Origin of the sequence: Microcoleus sp. Z1_B2 (genome assembly GCF_036700325.1) — a bacterium.
Classification (GTDB): domain Bacteria; phylum Cyanobacteriota; class Cyanobacteriia; order Cyanobacteriales; family Microcoleaceae; genus Microcoleus.
In genome coordinates, this window is the sequence record NZ_JAUBOQ010000033.1 from 22,058 (window position 1) to 41,906 (window position 19,849).

Below are 19,849 nucleotides of genomic sequence, written 5' to 3' on the forward strand. Positions count from 1 at the left end.
TAATTTTCTAATATCATGTCCTATCGATTAACCATAATATCCCGGTCGGGGCGGGTTTTTGAGATTGTCAATTATTGACAGGTATTGTTCTGAACCCGCCCCTACAAAAATCGCGGTCGCTCGACCGGACATGATATAGTCCAATACGGTTCAGTTAAGCTCGATCCCCCCTAGCCCCCCTTAAAAAAGGGGGGACAAGAAATTACTCTTGCGTCCCCCTTCTTAAGGGGGATTTAGGGGGATCTCGCCCGGAATAAATAGTTTTAACTGAACCGTATTGTGATATAGTCTGTATTTTAAATAACTATTAAAAATCAAAAGGAAGCTGAAATATAGATAATTTTTCAGCTTCCATTTTGAATTGATTTTGATTAATTTAACGCAGACCCAGCCAGGTGAAAAAATCCTGGCGGGTGAAGAATTCTAGCAGCAAAAGTCCCACGAACCCCACCATCGCAAATCGTCCGTTGATTTGTTCGGCGTAGGCATTCCACCCAAAGGCTGGTTCTGGTTTTGGGGTATTTGGGGTTGTCGGTTTTGGGGATGGAGGAGTTTTAGCAGTCATTTAAAAGTTTTAAGTTTCGAGTTGTGAGTGATGATTTTGGGGAAGCTTTGCGATCGCACAACTTGTAATTTACCAGGAAAAGGACAGCCGATCGCTAATCTGCTGACTTTTCTAAACTTTGAACCGATTCGATCAGATTTCGCACGGTTTCGGTACCTTCTGAAGGCTCAAAAAACAGCGGGAACTTGCCGCGAGCGATCATTCTCAAACCCAACGGGCCCAGACTCAGCAAACCTTTAACATCGCGGAAGTAGTTTCCTACTACTTCGATGCCAAATTTGCGCTCGTCTATCCAGCCCCCTTCTTTGACGAGATTGATTAAAACTTTGCGGTGGCGGATCGATCGACTGGCTTGGTCGTCTTTGCGATCGAGAATCTCTTGTTTAATCTTACCAATTTGATCCATCGGCGCAACTTCCATCGGACAAACCGAGTTGCAGTAGTAACAGCGCGTGCATCCCCAGACGCCTGCGGTGCCTTCATTGTATTTTTCCAGTCGATTTTCGGTTTCGCTGTCGCGGGAGTCGGCGATCGTGCGGTAAGCTTTGGCGAGGGCGTGGGGGCCGACAAATTCCGGGTTGACTTCGCGGGCGTTGCACTCAGAATAGCACGCACCGCAGAGGATGCAGTTGCCGGTTTGGTCGAGTTTCGATCGCTCTTCTGGAGTTTGCAGAAATTCCCGTTCTGGAATTGCTCGCGAGGCGGTGCTGATATATGGTTCAACTGCTTCTAGGTTGTCCCAAAAACTGGTCATGTCAACAACCAAATCTTTAATGACCGGCATATTTCCCATTGGGGCGACGGTGATTTCTGGGATGAAATCAGTAGGCATTTCTGCTGAGCTGGAAGCAGCTATTTTTTGCAGTCTTGCGAGTTCGCTGGCCACATTTTCTTTGCACGCTAATGCCGATCGACCGTTAATTCGCATAGAACAACTGCCGCAAATTGTATTACGGCAATTTTTGCGAAAAGCTAAAGTGCCGTCGTGTTCCCACTTAATACTGTTGAGGCAGTCAAGGATGGTATTGCTCTCTTCCACATCTAGGGTGTAAGTGTGAATCCGGGGAGCCTCGTTTTGATTTTGGCGCACTACATTAAAGCGGACTTTCATATTTTGATTAAGGAATTTAGTGTTTATTTTAAGCTGAATTTTTGCACTCTCTAGAAAGCTCTTATTTTTTTAACAACTATCTAAAGTCAGAAATTTTTATTTTTTTTTTATTGTTTGATAAACATCAATAATTCTCAAGTTATAAATCCTAAATTGCCAATTTTTTAAGCGGATTTGTGAGCTATTAATTGGAGATGAAAGTAATTAATCGCTACAATTCGCTAGTCGGAGGTGCGTGATGTCCAGCTTGTTTGTATTAACTTTTATGTTTTCCACACCTGCTTTTTGTCTGGGTCTGCTAAATCCTCAATGGGTGGGACTGGGAACTCGCAAGCGATCGGCTGCCTTGTACGGCGGGTTGATGGCAGTTTCGTTCGTTTTGCTTGGGGTTACAGCACCTAAGACGCCACAACCAGTTTCATCGGGGCTGCTGGCCTCAACTGAATGGCCAGAATTTAAGGTCAGCGCACCTTTGCGCTGAACGTAGCTGGGTATGCCTCTCACTTTTTTGGTAGCATTACAAGAAATTTTACCAGGAATTACGCCCGGTTGGGCCTACAAACTTAGTTTTTTAACTACCAGCCGGGAAGTCCCGGGCGTATATTCAGAGGGGACGCATCTGAGCGCTACGCCCCGTACCCCGAATGAATTACGCCCGCGTGATGAAAGGCTCGTCGGGTGTAGGTACGGAAACCGACAATTAGACATTGCGAGTACCTTTAACTTTGATGTACTTTCTAACTATTAAATCGAAAAAATGGTACATTAAAGTAGGTGGAAAAAAAGAAGTTTCCCATGCAACTAACATACAAATACCGCCTCAAACCCACACAAACCCAATTAGCAAAAATTGTGGCTCATCTAGAACTCGGTCGTCGGCAGTACAACTACCGACGGGCGTCAAAGATTCAGATGGTGGTCAGCCACGAGAACGCCCGTCAACGCCTGTCCCTTGATTGTTTCGATAGTCCCTATTGAGGAGATTTATCAAAACATTCCTTTGACGAGAGTGCAGACTAGGGATGGTAGAAAAAAGGATGAATTAGGTAATCCTTTGACTAAAAAGGGTGACATTTTCTCGAACATTGAAGGCGGTTATGTGCAGTGGCAAACCATACAGCTTGCCGACCTGAAAAACACTAAAAAACTATTTCCTGATTATAAATTGTTGGATGCACAGGTTTTACAAGATGTCCTCAACAGGGTGGAAACTTCCTTTTCAAATTTCACCACGCCGGATAAAAATGGCAATCGTAGGGGCCAACCCAAGTTCAAAGGGTTTCACTACTACAAATCTTTCACTTATCCTCAGTTGGACAATTTAAATATTGTCAAGGACGAGCAAAATAGGATTTGTATTAACCTCGCAAAAATAGGTAAGCGTGCCTATGGTCTTTCACCGCCCCATACCAACGGGTTTCAAAGTTAAGACGGGTAGTGTTATCTCAGAAGCGGATGGGTGGTATATTTCCCTGACGCTAGAAGATAAGACGGTTCCTGTAACGGTTGCAGAAATTCAACCGACTGATGAAAACACTGTTGGTATAGATTTAGGAATAACTGTGCGAATCGTTGGCTAGAAACCAGTCCTATAAAGGATTAGGGGGATTAGCCGCAAGGAATAGAACCTTGACAACTGAATGACCATGTAGGTGAGAATCAGTACCCTAGAACACTCAAATCCTACCCCGCAGGTGCAGCGGTGAAAGCATCTCCCCTACGGTAGCGACTAGCTATCAATCCGTAAAGCGGGGAGAAAAGATGTTATTACTGACAGCCTAAGTCGGTAAGCATCGAGCAAAAGTACCCATGAGTAAAGCCTTGGCTTGAAGATGTGTTTGAATCGTCGTTACCAAAAACCAGCGAAATAAGGCTTAATGCGCTGGAGCCAAAAGGCACAGGATAAAAGGAGTTGGCAAGTGGGTATTTGACCAACAAGCACTTCCGATAAACCCGGCGAATAACATCACTCTAAATGTACACAGTATGGTCATTCGGAACGAGATAACCTCTCGTCTGTTCTCAGGTGGTCGAATCCCTGTAGTAGGTGCTAACCGTATGCAACGAGTAGGAAAGATTGGGTCAGAAGCTTAAAGTCTGGGGTAATGCCCAGGATATGCAGACGGACTCACGATGATTTGGAAGGGAAAGTCTCAAGTAGTGAGTAAAAATGTCTAAAACGAGTTTAAAGACTACGGTAGAATGGAACCAAGTGAACTGGCGAAAGCTAGAACGTAAGGTTTATAAGCTCCAAAAGAGAATTTTTCAAGCCTCTCAACGTGGTGATGTGAAAGCATTACGCAGACTCCAAAAGACGCTGATGAAGTCTTGGTCAGCAAAGGTATTAGCGGTTCGTAGAGTAACCCAGGATAATACTGGCAAGAAAACGGCAGGAGTGGACGGGGTGAAATCCTTGTCCCCAGCAGCACGTTTGAAGTTAGTAAATAATCTAAAAGTGGGGTCTAAGGTTAGTCCGACTAGGCGAGTATGGATTCCCAAGCCTGGAACGGAAGAGAAGCGACCTTTAGGCATACCTACAATGGAAGACCGAGCCTTGCAAGCACTTGTCAAGCTGGCATTAGAACCAGAATGGGAAGCGCGATTTGAACCTAACTCTTTCGGGTTCAGACCTGGACGTTCATGCCAAGATGCAGTCGAGGCTATATTTTTAAGCATCAATAAAAAGCCTAAATATGTGCTTGATGCCGATATAACTAAATGTTTCGACCGGATTGACCATGAAGCACTGCTCAACAAATTAAATACATTCCCCACCATTCGCCGACAGATTCGTGCATGGTTAAAAGCGGGAGTGATGGATGATATGCAGTTGTTTCCAACATCTGAGGGTACTCCACAGGGCGGGGTTATTTCTCCGTTACTGGCAAATATTGCCCTCCACGGGATGGAAGAACGAATTAAACAGTTCGCAGAAACATTGCCTACTAAAAGTGGCAAAGGCAAAAGGGATAACCGTAGTAGTCTTAGCCTGATTCGTTATGCCGATGACTTCGTGATTCTCCACGAAGACATAACTGTTGTTCAAAGATGCAAAGAGATTATCTCTGGATGGTTAAAAGGCATGAATTTGGAACTTAAGCCTTCTAAGACGAGACTTGCCCACACCCTTAATCAGTATGAGCAAGAAAACCCAGGGTTCGACTTCCTGGGATTCAAGATACAACAATTTCCAGTAGGAAAGTATCACTCGAAACAAGGTTTTAAGACAATCATCACCCCAAGCAAACAGAAGCAAAAGGTACATTACGACCAAATCGCTAGTGTAATTAAAGCCCATAAGGCAGCACCGCAAGCAGTGCTAATCAGCCATTTAAACCCAATTATCCGGGGATGGGCTAACTACTATGCGACTGTAGTAAGTAAGGTTGTTTACTCAGATATCGACGACCTCATGTACCAAAAGTTAAGAGCTTGGGCAAAACGCCGTCACCCCTTAAAAAATGGGGAATGGGTGGCAAAGAAATATTGGCACCCAATAAACGGTGATAACTGGGTATTTGCAACCAAGAAGGAAGGTTCAACCCCACTTCGGTTACTCGACCATGCCGACACTCCAATAGTGCGACATATAAAAGTTAAAAGCGAATCGTCTCCATACGACGGAAACCTGGTTGTGCGAATCGAAGCCGCACGAGAGAGTGGGAAACTCAAAGACTCCCCTGGCAAGCGCTCAAATGCCAGTGTCCATTTCCTGGGGGCATAAGGAGCAATTCTTGTGTCTCATAGCTCAGGAAAGAAGCCGAACCTAAGTAGGAAGTCACGTCCAAAAAGGAGGCAAGGGCAAAACTAATTAGGTGTAGCAACAGCGAACCTGCGATGACGCTTCGTTAAGCCGAGCTTCTGAAAGTGACTGAAACAGGAGTGTAGGGACAATAGATAATCCAAAGAATTAGGTGGATTATGTGAGCGCCTAGTCCCCGGAGTAAAGCAGGACACCGAATTAGTTGTATCTCCATCTGGTGCGGAACGAGATAACCCCGATAGGGTCTACTGCCTAATTTCCAACGCAGTAGTAAAGAAACCGTAAGGTGACTCTAACTCCCTAGCGGGTGAGGGATGTCTTCAGAAGCGAATGCCGTCAGGACGAAAGTCCAGAGGAAAAAAGGCACAAGCCTATAACTCGACGGATAGGGCAGGTAGAAACCTGAGATACCCAACCCGAAAGGGTGCAGACGGAAGACAGGTGAATCTCTTGAAGTTCAATGAGACGGGAATGAACCTGTCAGGAAAAGTTAGATATGACTCATCGAGCCGTAAACGTAACTGACAAGAACGACACTCAATGGCAAGCCATCAACTGGCGCCAAGCCAATCGTGTAGTTAAGAACCTGAGACAGCGAATCTTCAAGGCTACTCGTGAAGGACGCTGGAAGACAGTCCGAAATCTTCAGCGATTACTTATGAAATCGCTGTCGAATATATACCTGGCTGTAAGGAGGTGTACACAACAGAACCAGGGCAAGAAAACTCCAGGCGTTGACGGATTGGTAGTTCTCAACCCCAAAGGAAGAGGAATTCTAGTGGATGCCCTCAAGAAATTCATCCCCTGGAAACCACTGCCAACTCTTCGGGTGTACATTCCAAAGCCTAATGGAAAGAAGCGTCCACTAGGAATTCCCACGCTAATAGACCGATGCCTTCAGGCAATCATACTAAACGCACTAGAACCATGCTGGGAAGCACAATTTGAACGCGCTAGCTACGGATTCCGCCCTGGCAGATGCACCCATGACGCAGCAGAGAAAATATTCAATGCTGTTCGTCCCAACAAGAAGAAAAAGTGGGTAGTAGATGCCGACATTAAAGGATGCTTCGACAACATCAACCACGAATTTCTAATAGGTCGAATTGGAAATTTTCCTGCAAGGAAACTAATACAGCAATGGCTAAAAGCAGGATATGTGGATAAGAACGTATTCCATGAAAGCGAAACCGGAACACCACAAGGGGGAATCATCAGCCCCTTACTGGCGAATATCGCACTGCATGGAATGGAGAAGGCACTAGGGGTCATCTACGAGAAAAGCGGAGGGTCACGAGGAAAACGGATTGTAGTCAGATACGCCGATGACTTTGTTATTCTCTGCGAAACCCAAGAAGACGCCAATAAAGCTAAGGACGAAATAATCCACTGGTTATTAGAGAGGGGTTTGAGCCTCTCTGAAGAAAAGACCAGAATCGTTCATATGACAGAAGGGTTTGACTTCTTGGGATGGAACTTCAGACATTACAAAGTGTCTGACAGAAAATCAGGGTACAAACTACTAATCAAACCAAGTGCCAAATCCATCAAAAACATCCGCGACAAACTCCGACAAATCTGGCTCTCTAACCGGGGCAAGGAAATTGGGGCAGTGATTACAGAGCTGACTCCCGTTGTCAGAGGATGGGCAAATTACCACCGAAAGATGGTAGCCAGCGAGGTCTTTCACGAACTCGACAAATGGATGTTCGACCGTGCTAAGAAATACGCCAAACAGAGACACCCAAACAAAAGTGACAAATGGAGAAACCAACGCTATTTCGGACGATTCAATCATGATAGGGAAGATAATTGGGTATTTGGAGACCACCAAACAGGGGCGCATATCCCAAAATTCTCTTGGTTCCACATCGAACGACACACCCTGATACCTGGTGATTATTCCCCAGATAATTCTGACCCTGACGTACAAGGATGGTTTAGGAAAAACAGGGCAAAACAAGCCAAGGACTATAATAAGTCGTGGCAAAAAATAGCCAAGAGACAAAACCATGTGTGTCCGAGGTGTGGTGACTCGCTATTCAACGGCGAGAACATACATAAACACCACTCGACCCCCAAAGCAATCGGAGGAAAGGACACATACTCCAATTATCAACTTGTCCATCTAATGTGTCACCAGCAAATCCATCATGAGAAGACACAGTGATTTGCTTGAGCCGTGTGCAGGGAAACTTGCAAGCACGGTTCTTAGGGGGGAAGGGGACAGCAATGTCCCTGCCCTACCCGACTACTGGAGTACAAGAATGGGTAATAACCCAGAAATGCCAAGTAGGGTATCAAAACTCCTGAAAAAGCAAAAAGGGAAGTGTACCCACTGTGGCTTGTTTTTCCGTGAAGACGATGTGATGGAAATTGACCACAGAATCCCTAAATCGCAAGGTGGAAAGGATTCTTACGATAATTGGCAACTCCTTCACAGACATTGCCACGACACAAAGACAGCTATCGATGGCAGTCTCGGCAACCAATCTGGCTGCAATAGTGCCAAGCCTAAGCCCACCAGAAGACTTGAAAAAGTCGATGATAGATGGGTAATGAGGTATGCGTAACAAGCACCAAAGCATTGAGGAGCCGTGTGAGGTGAAAGTCTCATGCACGGTTTTGAAGACCAGCGGGACTGGTGACAGTCTCGCTGAGTTTAATAATTACGTCGCTCTTTCTAATGGCGAAAGAGTTGAGAATCCTAGATTTTTGAGGAAGTCGGCCCCGAAGCTGGCAAGACTTCAAGCGAAGCTAGCTAACCGAGTTAAGGGTTCTAAGCCTTGGAAAGTTATCAAGGACAGGATTTCTAGACTTCATCAGTTCGTAGCCAGAGCTAGATTGGATTTTCAGTTTAAAACGGCACATGAGCTGTTCGGGAAATGTGAAGTTTTAGCTGTTGAAGACTTGAGTGTCAAAAATCTGACTAGACGCGCTAAGCCCAAGACCGATATTGAGGATGGTAATTTGGTTTATTTGCCCAACGGTCAATCAGCTAAGAGTGGCTTGAATAAATCCCTGCTTGATGCTGCTCATGGGCAATTCGCTAGCGTCCTAAAATATGTCGCATGGAAATTGGGTAAAAGCGTTTTGTTTGTTGATCCGAAGGGAACTTCTCAAAATTGCTGGAACTGCCTAAATAAAGTTCCGAAATAATTATCGGAGCGGTGGCATTCTTGTCTGTGTGGAGAATCTTTGGATCGAGATGAAAACTCAGCTAAACTTATTAGAAAGATTGGTCTGAGTTACGAAAGTGGCGGGGGAACTCCGTCACTCAAAAAAGCATGAGCAAAAAAGGAAAAAGAAGCCTGCGGTCTAACTGTACCCAGTTGACCGTCAGGTTAGTTCACATAGTGGTTCTTGATAAAGCGGGACAGTAAAAGTAACAGTCGCTCCCAGCCCTTCTCCCATACTGTAAAAATTTACTGTACCCCCCATTGCTTCTACCAGTTTTTGAGAAATAGCCAACCCCAAACCGGTGCCGCCGTATTGCCTGGTACGATCGCCATCCACCTGAAAAAACGACTCAAATAATTTATCTTGCTTGTCGAGAGAAACCCCAATGCCAGTATCAGCGACTCGGATTTTCACCATTCCGGGGAACTGCTGGTTGTGAACAGTCACCTTTTTCTTAATAACCTCGGCACTAATGCGAATTCCCCCTTCCCCGGTAAATTTAATCGCATTGCCCGTGAGGTTCAAGATTACTTGAAGCAGGCGTTGGTAGTTGCCATACACAATAATCTCGTCCTCCACAGGGGGTTTTTGGATTTGAAATTGCAATCGCTTTTGCTCGACTTGAACCCGTGTAAAATCCTCAACTTGTTGCAACAGTTCACCGAGTTTGACGGGAGCGAGGTCTAACTCCATTTTGCCAGCTTCGATTTTAGCGACATCCAAAATATCGTTAATCACATTGAACAAATGTACTGCCGATCGGTAAGCTTCTTCGATAAATTGGTGCGCTTCTTCTGGGTCATCTGCCATGCCGTCCATAAGCAGTTTTAGGAAGCCGAGGATGCCGTTGAGGGGGGTGCGGAGTTCGTGAGAAGTATTAGCAAGAAATTGACTTTTAAGTTGGGAAAGAGCTACGGCTTCGGCGCGAGCGTGTTCTAATTCTTGGTAAAGTGTAGCGTGGGCGATCGCACTGCCGACTTGAGCGACTAACTCGCGGGCGAATTCGAGTTCGACTGGACTCCATTTCGGGGAACTGCCGCAGCGGTGCAAACATATCAGTGCATTGGGTTGGTCTTCATAGGAGGTAGCTGCTACGAGCACGGAATGGCGGTGGAAGGGATCGGCGGCGGGGGAGGCGTAATCGACTGCTACTGGTTTTAAGGTGGCTAAAGTTTGAATCCACCCTGGCTGTTCGGCTGCGCGCAGTTCTAATCCCAGCATAGAAGAGTAAGCTTCTTGGCGGTACTCAGCTACTACTTTAAAAGTTTTCGATTGGAGATTTTCGATTTGAGTTGGGGAAAGCGGGGGCGAGGGGTAGCTAGCTATTGACTGTTGTAATTCGGCTGCTGAGGCGGTCGATTTTTGCTGTTTTTCGGAGGCGAGGAAGGGGGATGTTTCGAGATTTTCGCTGTCTTTTTTGTAGGAACAGATGATGCAGCGACTCGCGTTCAAAACTTGACCCAAGCTGTTAACAGTTTGCTGCCAAATGGTTGCTAAATCGAGGGTTTTGTGGAGGTTTTGAGCGATTTGCGAGATGATTTTACGATCGATTTCCGAGTAGGGAGGGAGCGATCGACCGGGGATACGGCTCGCTGGAAGCGACATTCGTTGGCGGGCGTCCAAGAGGGATGGCAAAGCTCGATAGAGCATGAATTCTGGGGAGTCTGGCCGTCTGTCTGTGGGTTTGTCAGACAGCAGCCTTCCCATAACTAAGACTTTTGTAGCTTTGCCGTTTGAGTCGATCGCCGGAGTGAGTGTCAAATCGAAGAGAAAATATTGTCCGGCGTGGGAAAATGGATAGCTGAACCGTTGCGGTACGAGGGTTTCGAGCGCCCGCCGCAGGATATCGAGATAAGGCGCGGGGGGGATGGGTTGCAGGGTTTCGCTGAGGGGGCGATCCTCTTCGAGGGCTTCGCTAACGACAATTTGTTCTGCTGTAAGGTTGTACTGTTCGGCTTTTTGCCAGTAAAAAGATAGATATCTACCCCTTGCGTCTTGGGTAAATACTAATTCTGCCCCTAACTCTTGAAAAAAAACTGTAGAGGCGAGGCTCGATCGCCGAAAATCTGTGTTAGAGTCCATCAGAGTAGGGGATGAAAGTAGTTCGGATTTTGGAGTCTTGAGTTTTGAATAAATATCTCAATACTCCCCATTGTTTGATGCTTCTACTGTTAATTTTTGAGTTATTAATCAATTAAAAAGTTGTTGGCTTTTTAATTAAAACATTTATCGCTCAAAACTCACAATTAGCACAAATTTTAGGCTTCTATTATTGAGTATTGAGTGATTAATGAACTCAGAAAACATTTATTATTTAATTCTGAACTCAACTCAAAACTAAAAACTATTCGTTCTCAGCCGTTTTGGGTAATTTAAAGATAAAAATTAAGATTGAGAAATTAGGAATCTGCACCGATTAACTATCAAATGTGAAAATTACGCCAAAATATGAGGCTGCGAACCACCACCTCGAATAGTTCCGAGGTTGTGATTTAGCCGAGTTCACTCGCCCACCACTTGTAGCTTTCGCCGCGAAATCTGCAGGATCTCGCCCGCGCGATCGAAATTTCATTGCCAGAAACTTTACAGCCTGCAGATTTGCGCGCGCCGTCTGGGGCGAGAGTACCTCAGTCGTTCCACTCACCGCGGGGCGGGACTGGGGGGTTGCGGCGTAAACTCAGAGCCAGCTCGTCTTCGCGGCGCTCGCCTCTGAGCCACTGCTTGATTGCTGTTTCAATGACTTTGCTGGGGTCATTCGTCAAGTGCTTAATTTGGTCTAGCAGTTCAGGATCGATATGGATGGACAGTTCGACTTTTTCTGACGAACTGTGGGATGGTATTCTTGATTCGCTCATAGTTAAAAAATCCTAGTTTTAATTCTTAAGTTTCAATTCTTTTGATGACAACCGACTGGACTAGATATTGGCAGTCCCTGATTTGCACCCAACCTTTCCTCAACCGCTTAACCGCTTTCTGTACAATGAGAGAGAGAAAAGTTTTTTCCTTTTGGGTGTCCGGCCTCGATCGGACACTTGAAAGGCTAATAACTGATACTCTTGAGGTTTGCCTCAGTTGTGGTTTCATCTCAATCCCCAGTAAGAGGTTGAAGTAAGCACTCTACTCTTGCTTGTGTAATCATACAACAAAAAGTATCCTTTGCCGATTAGCTCTTCGATAAAAAACATGACTAACGTCCCTGTATCTCGCATTCGTAATTTTTCGATTATTGCTCACATCGACCACGGAAAATCGACCTTGGCCGATCGCCTGTTGCAGGCGACTGGGACTGTGCAGGCACGGGAGATGAAGGAGCAGTTTTTAGACAATATGGATCTCGAACGCGAACGTGGCATTACGATTAAGCTGCAAGCCGCTCGGATGAACTATACTGCCAAGGACGGTCAGGAGTACGTGCTGAATCTGATCGACACTCCCGGACACGTGGACTTTTCTTACGAGGTGTCGCGATCGCTCGCTGCTTGCGAAGGGGCGCTGCTGGTGGTAGACGCATCTCAAGGCGTGGAAGCACAAACCCTCGCAAATGTCTACCTTGCCTTGGGACACAATTTGGAAATTATTCCAGTTTTAAATAAAATTGACCTGCCGGGGGCAGAACCGGAACGGGTAAAAGGGGAAATTGAAGAAATTATCGGTCTGGACTGTAGCGGGGCGATTGAGGCTTCGGCTAAGGAAGGAATTGGTATAGATGAGATTTTGGAGTCGATCGTCGAATTAGTGCCGCCGCCGCAGGATACTGTTGACAAACCGCTGCGGGCGCTAATTTTTGACAGTTATTACGACCCTTATCGCGGGGTAATTGTGTATTTCCGGGTGATGGACGGAAGTGTCAAAAAGGGCGATCGAGTTTTGTTGATGGTTTCGGGTAAGGAATATGTCATCGATGAATTGGGCATCCTTTCACCGACTCAAGTTCAAGTAGACGAACTGCACGCCGGGGAAGTTGGTTATCTGGGCGCGGCAATTAAAGCCGTAGCTGATGCTCGCGTCGGCGATACGATTACTTTGGTCAAAAAGCCTGCACCGGAGCCTTGGCCGGGTTATACAGAAGCAAAACCGATGGTTTTTTGCGGCTTGTTCCCGATCGATGCTGACCAATTTCCCGATTTGCGGGAAGCTTTAGAAAAACTCGAACTCAACGATGCGGCGCTTTCTTACGAACCGGAAACTTCGAGTGCGATGGGATTTGGTTTTCGCTGCGGTTTCTTGGGTTTGCTGCACATGGAAATTGTGCAAGAAAGACTGGAGAGAGAATACAATTTGGATTTGATTGTTACGGCTCCTTCTGTGGTTTATCAAATCACAACAATTAAAGGGGAAGTATTAACAATTGACAATCCCAGCCACTTGCCAGATCCTCAGTATCGCGAGAAAATTGAGGAACCTTATGTGCGGGTAGAAATGCTGTCGCCGGAAACTTATGTGGGCGCGCTGATGGAACTGTCTCAAAGTCGGCGGGGCATTTTTATGGATATGAAGTATCTGAGTCAAGGCCGAACTACGCTGGTTTACGAGTTACCTTTGGCGGAGGTGGTGACGGACTTTTTTGACCAGATGAAATCGCGATCGCGCGGTTATGCGAGCATGGAGTATCACCTCATCGGTTATCGCGAAAATCCGTTGGTGAAAATGGACATTTTAATTAATGGCGATCCGGTTGACGCTTTGGCGATGATTGTACACCGGGATAAGGCTTATAATGTGGGCCGCGGGTTGACGGAAAAACTCAAGGAGTTGATTCCTCGTCATCAATTTAAGGTGCCGATTCAAGCGACAATTGGTGCGAAGGTGATTGCTTCGGAGCACATTCCGGCTTTGCGGAAGGATGTGTTGGCGAAGTGTTACGGCGGTGATATTTCGCGGAAGAAAAAGTTGCTGCAAAAGCAGGCGAAGGGTAAGAAGCGGATGAAGTCTGTGGGTACTGTGGATGTGCCGCAGGAGGCTTTTATGGCTGTGCTGAAGCTCGATCGAGATTCGTAATCTGTGTGGCTTTTTGTCAGGAACAGGCAAGATGCCTGTTCCACAAAGAGTGTGTTTTTTGTAGTTGTTTGCAGTCATCTAGAACAGGCAAGATGCGTGTTCCACAAAGAGTCAGTTTGATTGTGGGATTTTGTCAGGAACAGGCAAGATGCCTGTTCCACAAAGAGTCAGTTTTTTGTAGTTGTTTGCAGTCATCTAGAACAGGCAAGATGCCTGTTCCACAAAGAGTCTGTTTTCTTGTGGGATGGGCATCTTGCCCGTCCCTGTGGGGGCCCAGAATATGGCTGCAGCGTCAGTGGCGATCGCCCCCTCGCATCACAGCTTACTACAAGTTAAACAAGAATGCTTTGTTGCAACTCGCGCTGAATTTCATCTACAACTTTGCGATCGCTCAAATCGCGATGCCACCAGTGGCTACAGCCATCTTGACAATATTTGCCGTACCTGCGCGCATCGGCAATTGCCAATAAACTCATTAACAGGAAAAAGGTTTTGATAGATTCTGAGGGCGGCAGTTTCAAAAGCTTTGCCATTTGTTCTTTTAATCGCCCTCTACTCAGCAACACACAAGGGGTGTAAGTTGGGCGAAGTTTTGATTTGGCAATAGCTAGGGAAACATCTTCTTCTCGCGCCCCTGCTTGGAGGGTCATGTAGGATAGCCGCTGCAATATTTCCTGCTGGTATTCGGTTGGGAAGCTTAAAAACCAGTTTTTTGCATCTTCTTGGCTAATTAATTCTTGTTTAATTTGATTGATTGTAATTTCATCGGCTAGATTCATTTGCCTCTCCTAAGTCTGGCTCAAATATAACGTGAGGTTCTCCTGAGATGAGGGGGCCAGTAAAAATATCGATTCCCGTTTCTCGACCTGAAGTATTAATTTCGCCGCCACTTGTACCGCGAGGGACGGAACTGCTAGCGGAATGCCGCTGGCGAGAGTTACCTAACATTATATAGTCCCAGTCAGAAGTTGGCGTACTTGTCCCGTTTGCTCGACTGCCAACAACTATGATGGTTTGTTTTGTCCGATCGGCTGCATTCTGAATTCTCCTGGCATCTTCTGGAGATATGCCTGCTTCTTGCCATGTTTTTACACCTCTCATTTAATGAATATTAGCATTGCCGTAGGCGAGTTTTTTCGCACTTCTCGATTTTAAAATTAAGCACGATAAATCAAGTTTTAGTTTCAGTCATCTGTTGATTGGAGCTTGCCGGATGCTTTTGCTCGATCGATCGCCTCTTGAATCAGAAGGTAGACAAAGTTGGAGATCGATCGCTTTTCGAGATCGCACAACTTTTCGAGATCCTTTTTAGCCTGTGTTGGCAAAACCACTGAAATCCGCTCGCTGTCGCTCATGCCCTGCAATCTGTTGGAAGTTTCCCCTATTGTGCCACCTCGCCCGTCCAGCTTGCAATGGGCGATCGTCGGTCGCTATCGCAGCCGGATGCGGAGGGACATCTTCAGTTGTTTCGGCAACGAGTGCCCAACATCCGATTTGAAGTGGTGTTTGATTTACCCTCTCGCCGGGGATAACTTTTTGGAGGGAGGGTTTTTGATAATTTAACTGTCAAATTATCGACGGCGATCGCACTTTGGGACATGAAGGGCGATCGTACTTAATTAACAAATAGCCGAAGCAGGCGCAATTTCGCGGAGTGGCATCAGGAATTCTTGCTTTTCTTCGCGGGTGATATAGCCGCCATTTAGAGCCATTTCCATGAGTTGTTCGACAAATCCCTTTAACTCTGTTATAACTTGAGTTTTATTCAGTTCAAAGTGTTGATTTCGGGATTTTAGGGTAAACTGGTTTGGAGATAAATATCCAAATTCTTTGAAATTACAGCTAATTTTATCGTTGGTTAATGGCTGCAATTCAAGAGAAAGGCACACACTTTCAACAAATTCTATTTTGATGGGTTTCCCTTGGGATAACTCACTAATTTTTTTGGGGAGTTCATCTTCTAGGAGCATACAGATATCGGGGTCTAAAAAAACTTTTAGTTTTTCTTCACCAATTTCTATTGATACTGGGCGATCGCATTCAAAGCAAAATAGTTTCAGACCTAATTCAAAATGCGAAAGTTCTCCTAATGAATCATCGGGTGCGTCAGCATATTGTTCGCAATTAGGTTTTTCTAACTGGATTGTAAAATTGATATAGTTATTCATTTTCATCGCTCCTATCTAATGAGGACAGCGTAGCATCATTGAGAACAGGATAAGCAGATTTGAATGTTCCATCTGGTTTCCTTTTAATAAAAGCATGGGTAACATTTTCAATTATTTTCCCATCGGGATAGTGAACTTTCCCAATAGAACGCTTAAAATTTATAATGTAACAACCGGGATATTTCGGTGTCACTTGTTCAGCTTTTACCCAGTCTCGATCGTTTAGCCACTGGCCTTGAGGCTGATTTTTGGATGCTGCCCTGCCTCTAAAATTAAGGGGTTTCAGTTTTGGGCCATGATGGCGATCGATATGGTCGTAGGCTTTGATGGATTTTGGATTATGCCACTGAGGTTCTACTCCACTGCCTGTCCAGTCACAACCACTTCCTACTTCAATCGTTTGGTCTATTATATCCTGTTCTACAACTTCTGGAGTGTCTTCAGAAGTATCTGTGCCATTATTCAAAATAAGTGGTTTACTCCTGCATGGTATGCGATCGATGATTATACCATTAACTAATTTGAGGAGGGCGATCGCACTTTTGGACGTGAAGGGCGATCGCTCATCCTGAGAGCGGCTTGCATCTTATTTGATAGGTTTAATTTCGGCTATTGGGCGATCGTCTTGCAAGAGTACCAAGATATTCCCATCTTGGATGAGTTTAAGAAAGCTCGACAGATCCCTCTGAATTTCATCAATATTAATTCGCAGTTGCGCCGGAAATAACTGACTCAGCATGGGAAGATAAAGGAGGGGATTCATTAGCAACTATTTCGCGCAGTAAATGCGTACATAAATCCCGATTTTGAGAATGGGTAGAATGTAACATCTGGCTATATAAATTCCGGGATAAATCCTGATTGAGAATTCCATAAAGTAGAATCATTGTCCATTCTTTCGCATTAACAACCATCCGGTCTATGCTATCAATAAACGCCTGCAACTGGTCTTTTAGCTCAAAAGACTCCAGAAAATGAATGAGACCATACATGACTTCATGTTGTTCGCAGCGGTCATCGAAAACTAGATAGAGTTCCGGCAAATATTCGCTATTAGGATGTAGGGCAAGTTCGGCTAAAGTGAATTCAAAACTCATTACTTCCTCATCAGATCGCATAAATTTATTAGCATTTAATGTTTCTATTAATTGAGTAACGTTCATCTTATCTCTCCCACTTTCTCAAAATTACCCGACCATGCCAGTTTGTAGTGAAAAAGGGTTAGCTATTTTAATTAAATCATGGAAGATTACTGTTAGTGAATGGGAGGCGATCGCACTTTTGGAGATTAAGGGCGATCGCTTTTATAATTCTGCTTACAAAATATCCCTCAACTACAGAAGGAACAAATTACTTGCAGTCAAAGGAGCATCAGAGAACACAGTAAGTTCACCGCCCGAAGCAAAAGTAATTTTACCAGTGCTGTTGACTTGGCTTAAAACTGTGCTTGCAGTTAACCCCGAACCCCGAATTTGAATTACATCGTTCTCGGCGACAGAGAAGGAGTAGATGACATCTTGTCCGATTAATACATCTTGAGTGGTATTAAAGTTGAAAAAGTCCTGACCCGCACCACCAATCAAGCTATCATTACCGACACCACCTTCAAGAAAATCGTTGCCCTCACCGCCAAAGAGCAAATCATTACCTTCATAGCCACGGGCGACATCATCTCCACCTAAAAGATCGATCGTATCATTACCATCAGTACCAGAAAAGTTGTCAGCATTCGGGGTTGCGATCGGTGGTTTTTCTTGTGAGATATAACCAGCAAGGCTAGGAATTTGATAACCTTTATCCGCCAAGATTGCTAAATCTGCTCTTGTTGGGAACCGTCCACCAGCACTTGGTGACATAACTGGTGATTGACCATCTATTCGGAAATTTTCATCGATGTGAGGATTACCACCTGGCATAAATGGAATCGGATTACCACCATTAACATTGAGAGAGTTAGGGCCTGTTCCCTGGGTGAAGGGATAAAAACCTAACGAGTGACCAATTTCGTGTACTGCAACACTAATGAAATCACCTTGGGTTAATGGAATATCATCAACAGTTGCAGGTGTTGGGTCAAAGAACCAGTTAAGACTTGATTCAAAAGAGATGCTTCCAAAAATATCGCCCGGTCTTGCTTGTCGAATGCTGTCATATCGAACTGTTTGACCAGAAACTAGCTGTCCTGCTGCGTTTGCGTTTGGATTACCGAAGACGGGAGATTGACCGCCGACGAACAGAACCATGTCATCAATTTGGGAATCGAAGGTAACATTTTGGGGCTGCCCTGTAATCGGATGGGTTATTGTCCCAGATATCCCAATAGGTGGATCGGGAAAATCGTTTTTGATGACATCTTCCCAGATTTTACCTGCTGCTTCCAGCGCTGCTTTGCGACTAGGATCGTTAAAGAAACCAGTCGTATCATAACGATAGTCGAACTTGATATTAAATCCGTTAGGTGCAGGCGGAGCAGGAAGTTGCGGTAGTTGTGGAGGCGTCGGAGTCGTCACAGGTGTCGGAGTCGTCACAGGTGTCGGAGTCGTCACAGGTGTCGGAGTCGTCACAGGCGTCGGCGTCGTCACAGGTGTCGGAGTCGTCACAGGCGTCGGCGTCGTCACCGCAGGTGTCGGAGTCGTCACAGGTGTCGGAGTCGTCACAGGCGTCGGCGTCGTCACAGGCGTCGGCGTTGTCACCGCAGGCGTCGGCGTTGTCACCGCAGGCGTTGGAGTCGTCACAGGCGTCGGAGTCGTCACAGGCGTCGGAGTCGTCACAGGCGTCGGAGTCGTCACAGGCGTCGGAGTCGTCACCGCAGGCGTCGGCGTCGTCACAGGCGTCGGCGTTGTCACCGCAGGCGTCGGCGCAGGCGTCGTTGCACTTGGGGTGATTGAAGGCTTGGGCTCCGGTGTCGGAGTCGTCACAGGTGTCGGCGCAGGCGTCGGAGTCGTCACAGGCGCAGGCGTCGGAGTCGGCGCAGGTGTCGGTGCAGGTGTCGGTGCAGGCGTCGGAGTCGTCACAGGCGTCGGAGTCGGCAAAGGCGCAGGCGTCAAACTCACAATCCCGCTAGAATCAGCAATAGTCAATCTGGCGTCACCCTCCAAAACTGCCAAATATTGCCCTGTTAAGTCATCCTGAATAATTGTGTAGCCAGCATTAACCCCTGTGCCCACATAAATCTTGAGGTCATCAAAGGCAACATCGTTCCTTAACTGAATTACATCCTCACCCTCTGTATAATCAACAATGAAATCGGCATCCGAAATCTCTGAACCCCCAGTATTTTTACCAATAAAAAAAGTGTCGTTACCATTCCCCCCAGTTAAGGTATCTGCTCCGTTATCTCCATAGAGAATGTCATCCCCGAAGTTGCCAAACAAGCTGTCATTACCTTTACCACCGTAAACTGTATCGTTATCTATTCCGCCCTCAACTGTATCCTCGCCTTCGTTGCCATATATCAAGTTATCTCCAGCATTAGCAAATAGCCGATCGTCACCTTTGCCGCCGTAAACTGTATCCTTACCTTTGCCACCGTAGACGGTATCATTACCTTCATTACCGTATAGCTTGTCATCTCCTTGCTTGCCGTAGATTAAGTCGTCTCCATCACCGCCAAACACTAAGTCAGAGCCTTGTTGTCCAAATATTAAATCTGCATCGGGGGTGCCATTGAGAGTATCGTCAGCCAACGTTCCATTAATGTTCATGTTGCAATCTCAGTGTGAATACTAGATTTATGCCTATTCGAGCTACAAGTCTTTCTCCATTTCTAAAAAAATGACTTGCTAGCCTGTATTTTTAGATCCTGCGATCGTCCTAAATTTATGCGAAGTCAGGGATTTGCTATCGCAAAACTCTTGCATAGCAAAGCTTTCGTCGCGATCGCACTCACAAATAACTCAGTCTGCAGAAGGCGCATTGCAGCCTCCCATTTATTTATCAGGGGCAAATCCAGAAAATTATGCAAAATCCCAGAAAATAAATTAAAAAAATTACTGGCAGTGGCCGAAATTAGAGTCAAAGCGAGAAACTTACCAAAGTTCAGCCTTACTCCCCTGTCGGGTCGC

At 45.8% G+C, this 19,849-nt stretch carries 18 protein-coding genes and 2 pseudogenes; 9 read left to right on the forward strand and 11 right to left on the reverse strand.

Annotated features, from left to right (window positions below):
- Positions 1-376: 376 nt before the first annotated feature.
- Both QT984_RS19420 and QT984_RS19425 read right to left on the reverse strand, forming a co-directional pair.
- The gene (locus QT984_RS19420) at positions 377-565 is read right to left on the reverse strand and encodes a chlorophyll a/b-binding protein (protein ID WP_333051883.1); all 189 of its coding nucleotides are present in this window, start codon (positions 563-565) and stop codon (positions 377-379) included.
- Between the two features lie 94 nt (positions 566-659).
- Entirely contained in the window at positions 660-1,676 is a 1,017-nt protein-coding gene (locus QT984_RS19425) for a succinate dehydrogenase/fumarate reductase iron-sulfur subunit (protein WP_333051881.1), read from the reverse strand.
- 238 nt (positions 1,677-1,914) lie between these two features.
- Between QT984_RS19425 and QT984_RS19430 the strand changes: the two genes are divergently transcribed.
- The 8 genes and pseudogenes from QT984_RS19430 to QT984_RS19465 all read left to right on the forward strand — a co-directional run.
- Positions 1,915-2,157, forward strand: coding sequence for a hypothetical protein (locus QT984_RS19430; protein WP_333051877.1), 243 nt, complete (start codon positions 1,915-1,917; stop codon positions 2,155-2,157).
- Between the two features lie 314 nt (positions 2,158-2,471).
- Positions 2,472-2,654, forward strand: coding sequence for a helix-turn-helix domain-containing protein (locus QT984_RS19435; RefSeq protein WP_333051874.1), 183 nt, complete (start codon positions 2,472-2,474; stop codon positions 2,652-2,654).
- Between the two features lie 76 nt (positions 2,655-2,730).
- Positions 2,731-3,105 carry a hypothetical protein gene (locus tag QT984_RS19440; protein WP_333207716.1) on the forward strand — a complete coding sequence of 125 codons (375 nt, stop codon included), beginning with the start codon at positions 2,731-2,733 and terminating at the stop codon, positions 3,103-3,105.
- Positions 3,065-3,256, forward strand: coding sequence for a hypothetical protein (locus QT984_RS19445; protein ID WP_333051872.1), 192 nt, complete (start codon positions 3,065-3,067; stop codon positions 3,254-3,256). The genes QT984_RS19440 and QT984_RS19445 overlap by 41 nt, the downstream gene beginning before the upstream one ends.
- A gap of 590 nt (positions 3,257-3,846) precedes the next feature.
- A complete protein-coding gene (gene ltrA, locus QT984_RS19450) occupies positions 3,847-5,400 on the forward strand; it encodes a group II intron reverse transcriptase/maturase (RefSeq protein ID WP_333051869.1) in 1,554 nt (517 codons plus the stop codon).
- Between the two features lie 535 nt (positions 5,401-5,935).
- On the forward strand, positions 5,936-7,609 hold the full coding sequence (gene ltrA, locus QT984_RS19455; protein ID WP_333051867.1) for a group II intron reverse transcriptase/maturase: 1,674 nt from the start codon (positions 5,936-5,938) through the stop codon (positions 7,607-7,609).
- An 82-nt stretch (positions 7,610-7,691) separates the two neighbouring features.
- A pseudogene (locus QT984_RS19460) lies at positions 7,692-8,097 on the forward strand (HNH endonuclease); the annotation flags it as partial.
- An 18-nt stretch (positions 8,098-8,115) separates the two neighbouring features.
- A pseudogene (locus QT984_RS19465) lies at positions 8,116-8,598 on the forward strand (RNA-guided endonuclease InsQ/TnpB family protein); the annotation flags it as partial.
- A 180-nt stretch (positions 8,599-8,778) separates the two neighbouring features.
- On the opposite strand, the gene QT984_RS19470 reads toward QT984_RS19465, so the two are convergent.
- Entirely contained in the window at positions 8,779-10,701 is a 1,923-nt protein-coding gene (locus QT984_RS19470; RefSeq protein WP_333051860.1) for an ATP-binding protein, read from the reverse strand.
- A 545-nt stretch (positions 10,702-11,246) separates the two neighbouring features.
- Entirely contained in the window at positions 11,247-11,474 is a 228-nt protein-coding gene (locus QT984_RS19475; RefSeq protein ID WP_333051858.1) for a hypothetical protein, read from the reverse strand.
- A gap of 328 nt (positions 11,475-11,802) precedes the next feature.
- Here QT984_RS19475 and lepA point away from each other — a divergent pair, with 328 nt between their 5' ends.
- Positions 11,803-13,617 carry a translation elongation factor 4 gene (lepA, locus tag QT984_RS19480; RefSeq protein WP_333051855.1) on the forward strand — a complete coding sequence of 605 codons (1,815 nt, stop codon included), beginning with the start codon at positions 11,803-11,805 and terminating at the stop codon, positions 13,615-13,617.
- Positions 13,618-13,949: 332 nt separating this feature from the next.
- On the opposite strand, the gene QT984_RS19485 is transcribed toward lepA, so the two are convergent.
- From QT984_RS19485 to QT984_RS19515, 7 genes are all read right to left on the reverse strand, one after another.
- Positions 13,950-14,396: a DUF5958 family protein gene (locus tag QT984_RS19485; RefSeq protein ID WP_333051853.1), complete on the reverse strand. Its 447-nt coding sequence runs from the start codon at positions 14,394-14,396 to the stop codon at positions 13,950-13,952.
- Positions 14,380-14,718, reverse strand: coding sequence for a nucleotidyltransferase domain-containing protein (locus QT984_RS19490; RefSeq protein ID WP_333051850.1), 339 nt, complete (start codon positions 14,716-14,718; stop codon positions 14,380-14,382). The genes QT984_RS19485 and QT984_RS19490 overlap by 17 nt, the downstream gene beginning before the upstream one ends.
- Before the next feature lie 83 nt (positions 14,719-14,801).
- Positions 14,802-14,972 carry a ribbon-helix-helix domain-containing protein gene (locus QT984_RS19495; RefSeq protein WP_333051847.1) on the reverse strand — a complete coding sequence of 57 codons (171 nt, stop codon included), beginning with the start codon at positions 14,970-14,972 and terminating at the stop codon, positions 14,802-14,804.
- Positions 14,973-15,236: 264 nt separating this feature from the next.
- A complete protein-coding gene (locus QT984_RS19500) occupies positions 15,237-15,785 on the reverse strand; it encodes a hypothetical protein (RefSeq protein ID WP_333051844.1) in 549 nt (182 codons plus the stop codon).
- Positions 15,778-16,251: a hypothetical protein gene (locus tag QT984_RS19505; RefSeq protein ID WP_333051840.1), complete on the reverse strand. Its 474-nt coding sequence runs from the start codon at positions 16,249-16,251 to the stop codon at positions 15,778-15,780. The genes QT984_RS19500 and QT984_RS19505 overlap by 8 nt, the downstream gene beginning before the upstream one ends.
- 235 nt (positions 16,252-16,486) lie before the next feature.
- A complete protein-coding gene (locus QT984_RS19510) occupies positions 16,487-16,948 on the reverse strand; it encodes an Imm30 family immunity protein (RefSeq protein WP_333051838.1) in 462 nt (153 codons plus the stop codon).
- Positions 16,949-17,119: 171 nt separating this feature from the next.
- Positions 17,120-19,489 carry a hypothetical protein gene (locus QT984_RS19515; protein ID WP_333374707.1) on the reverse strand — a complete coding sequence of 790 codons (2,370 nt, stop codon included), beginning with the start codon at positions 19,487-19,489 and terminating at the stop codon, positions 17,120-17,122.
- Positions 19,490-19,849 lie beyond the last annotated feature (360 nt).

What these genes read in the sequence shown, in the direction of transcription:
- QT984_RS19420 (WP_333051883.1), bottom strand. Translation starts at nt 565, where the DNA reads ATGACTGCTAAAACTCCTCCATCCCCAAAACCGACAACCCCAAATACC.
- QT984_RS19425 (WP_333051881.1), bottom strand. Translation starts at nt 1,676, where the DNA reads ATGAAAGTCCGCTTTAATGTAGTGCGCCAAAATCAAAACGAGGCTCCC.
- QT984_RS19430 (WP_333051877.1), top strand. Translation starts at nt 1,915, where the DNA reads ATGTCCAGCTTGTTTGTATTAACTTTTATGTTTTCCACACCTGCTTTT.
- QT984_RS19435 (WP_333051874.1), top strand. Translation starts at nt 2,472, where the DNA reads ATGCAACTAACATACAAATACCGCCTCAAACCCACACAAACCCAATTA.
- QT984_RS19445 (WP_333051872.1), top strand. Translation starts at nt 3,065, where the DNA reads ATGGTCTTTCACCGCCCCATACCAACGGGTTTCAAAGTTAAGACGGGT.
- ltrA (WP_333051869.1), top strand. Translation starts at nt 3,847, where the DNA reads ATGTCTAAAACGAGTTTAAAGACTACGGTAGAATGGAACCAAGTGAAC.
- ltrA (WP_333051867.1), top strand. Translation starts at nt 5,936, where the DNA reads ATGACTCATCGAGCCGTAAACGTAACTGACAAGAACGACACTCAATGG.
- QT984_RS19470 (WP_333051860.1), bottom strand. Translation starts at nt 10,701, where the DNA reads ATGGACTCTAACACAGATTTTCGGCGATCGAGCCTCGCCTCTACAGTT.
- QT984_RS19475 (WP_333051858.1), bottom strand. Translation starts at nt 11,474, where the DNA reads ATGAGCGAATCAAGAATACCATCCCACAGTTCGTCAGAAAAAGTCGAA.
- lepA (WP_333051855.1), top strand. Translation starts at nt 11,803, where the DNA reads ATGACTAACGTCCCTGTATCTCGCATTCGTAATTTTTCGATTATTGCT.
- QT984_RS19485 (WP_333051853.1), bottom strand. Translation starts at nt 14,396, where the DNA reads ATGAATCTAGCCGATGAAATTACAATCAATCAAATTAAACAAGAATTA.
- QT984_RS19490 (WP_333051850.1), bottom strand. Translation starts at nt 14,718, where the DNA reads ATGAGAGGTGTAAAAACATGGCAAGAAGCAGGCATATCTCCAGAAGAT.
- QT984_RS19495 (WP_333051847.1), bottom strand. Translation starts at nt 14,972, where the DNA reads ATGAGCGACAGCGAGCGGATTTCAGTGGTTTTGCCAACACAGGCTAAA.
- QT984_RS19500 (WP_333051844.1), bottom strand. Translation starts at nt 15,785, where the DNA reads ATGAATAACTATATCAATTTTACAATCCAGTTAGAAAAACCTAATTGC.
- QT984_RS19510 (WP_333051838.1), bottom strand. Translation starts at nt 16,948, where the DNA reads ATGAACGTTACTCAATTAATAGAAACATTAAATGCTAATAAATTTATG.
- QT984_RS19515 (WP_333374707.1), bottom strand. Translation starts at nt 19,489, where the DNA reads ATGAACATTAATGGAACGTTGGCTGACGATACTCTCAATGGCACCCCC.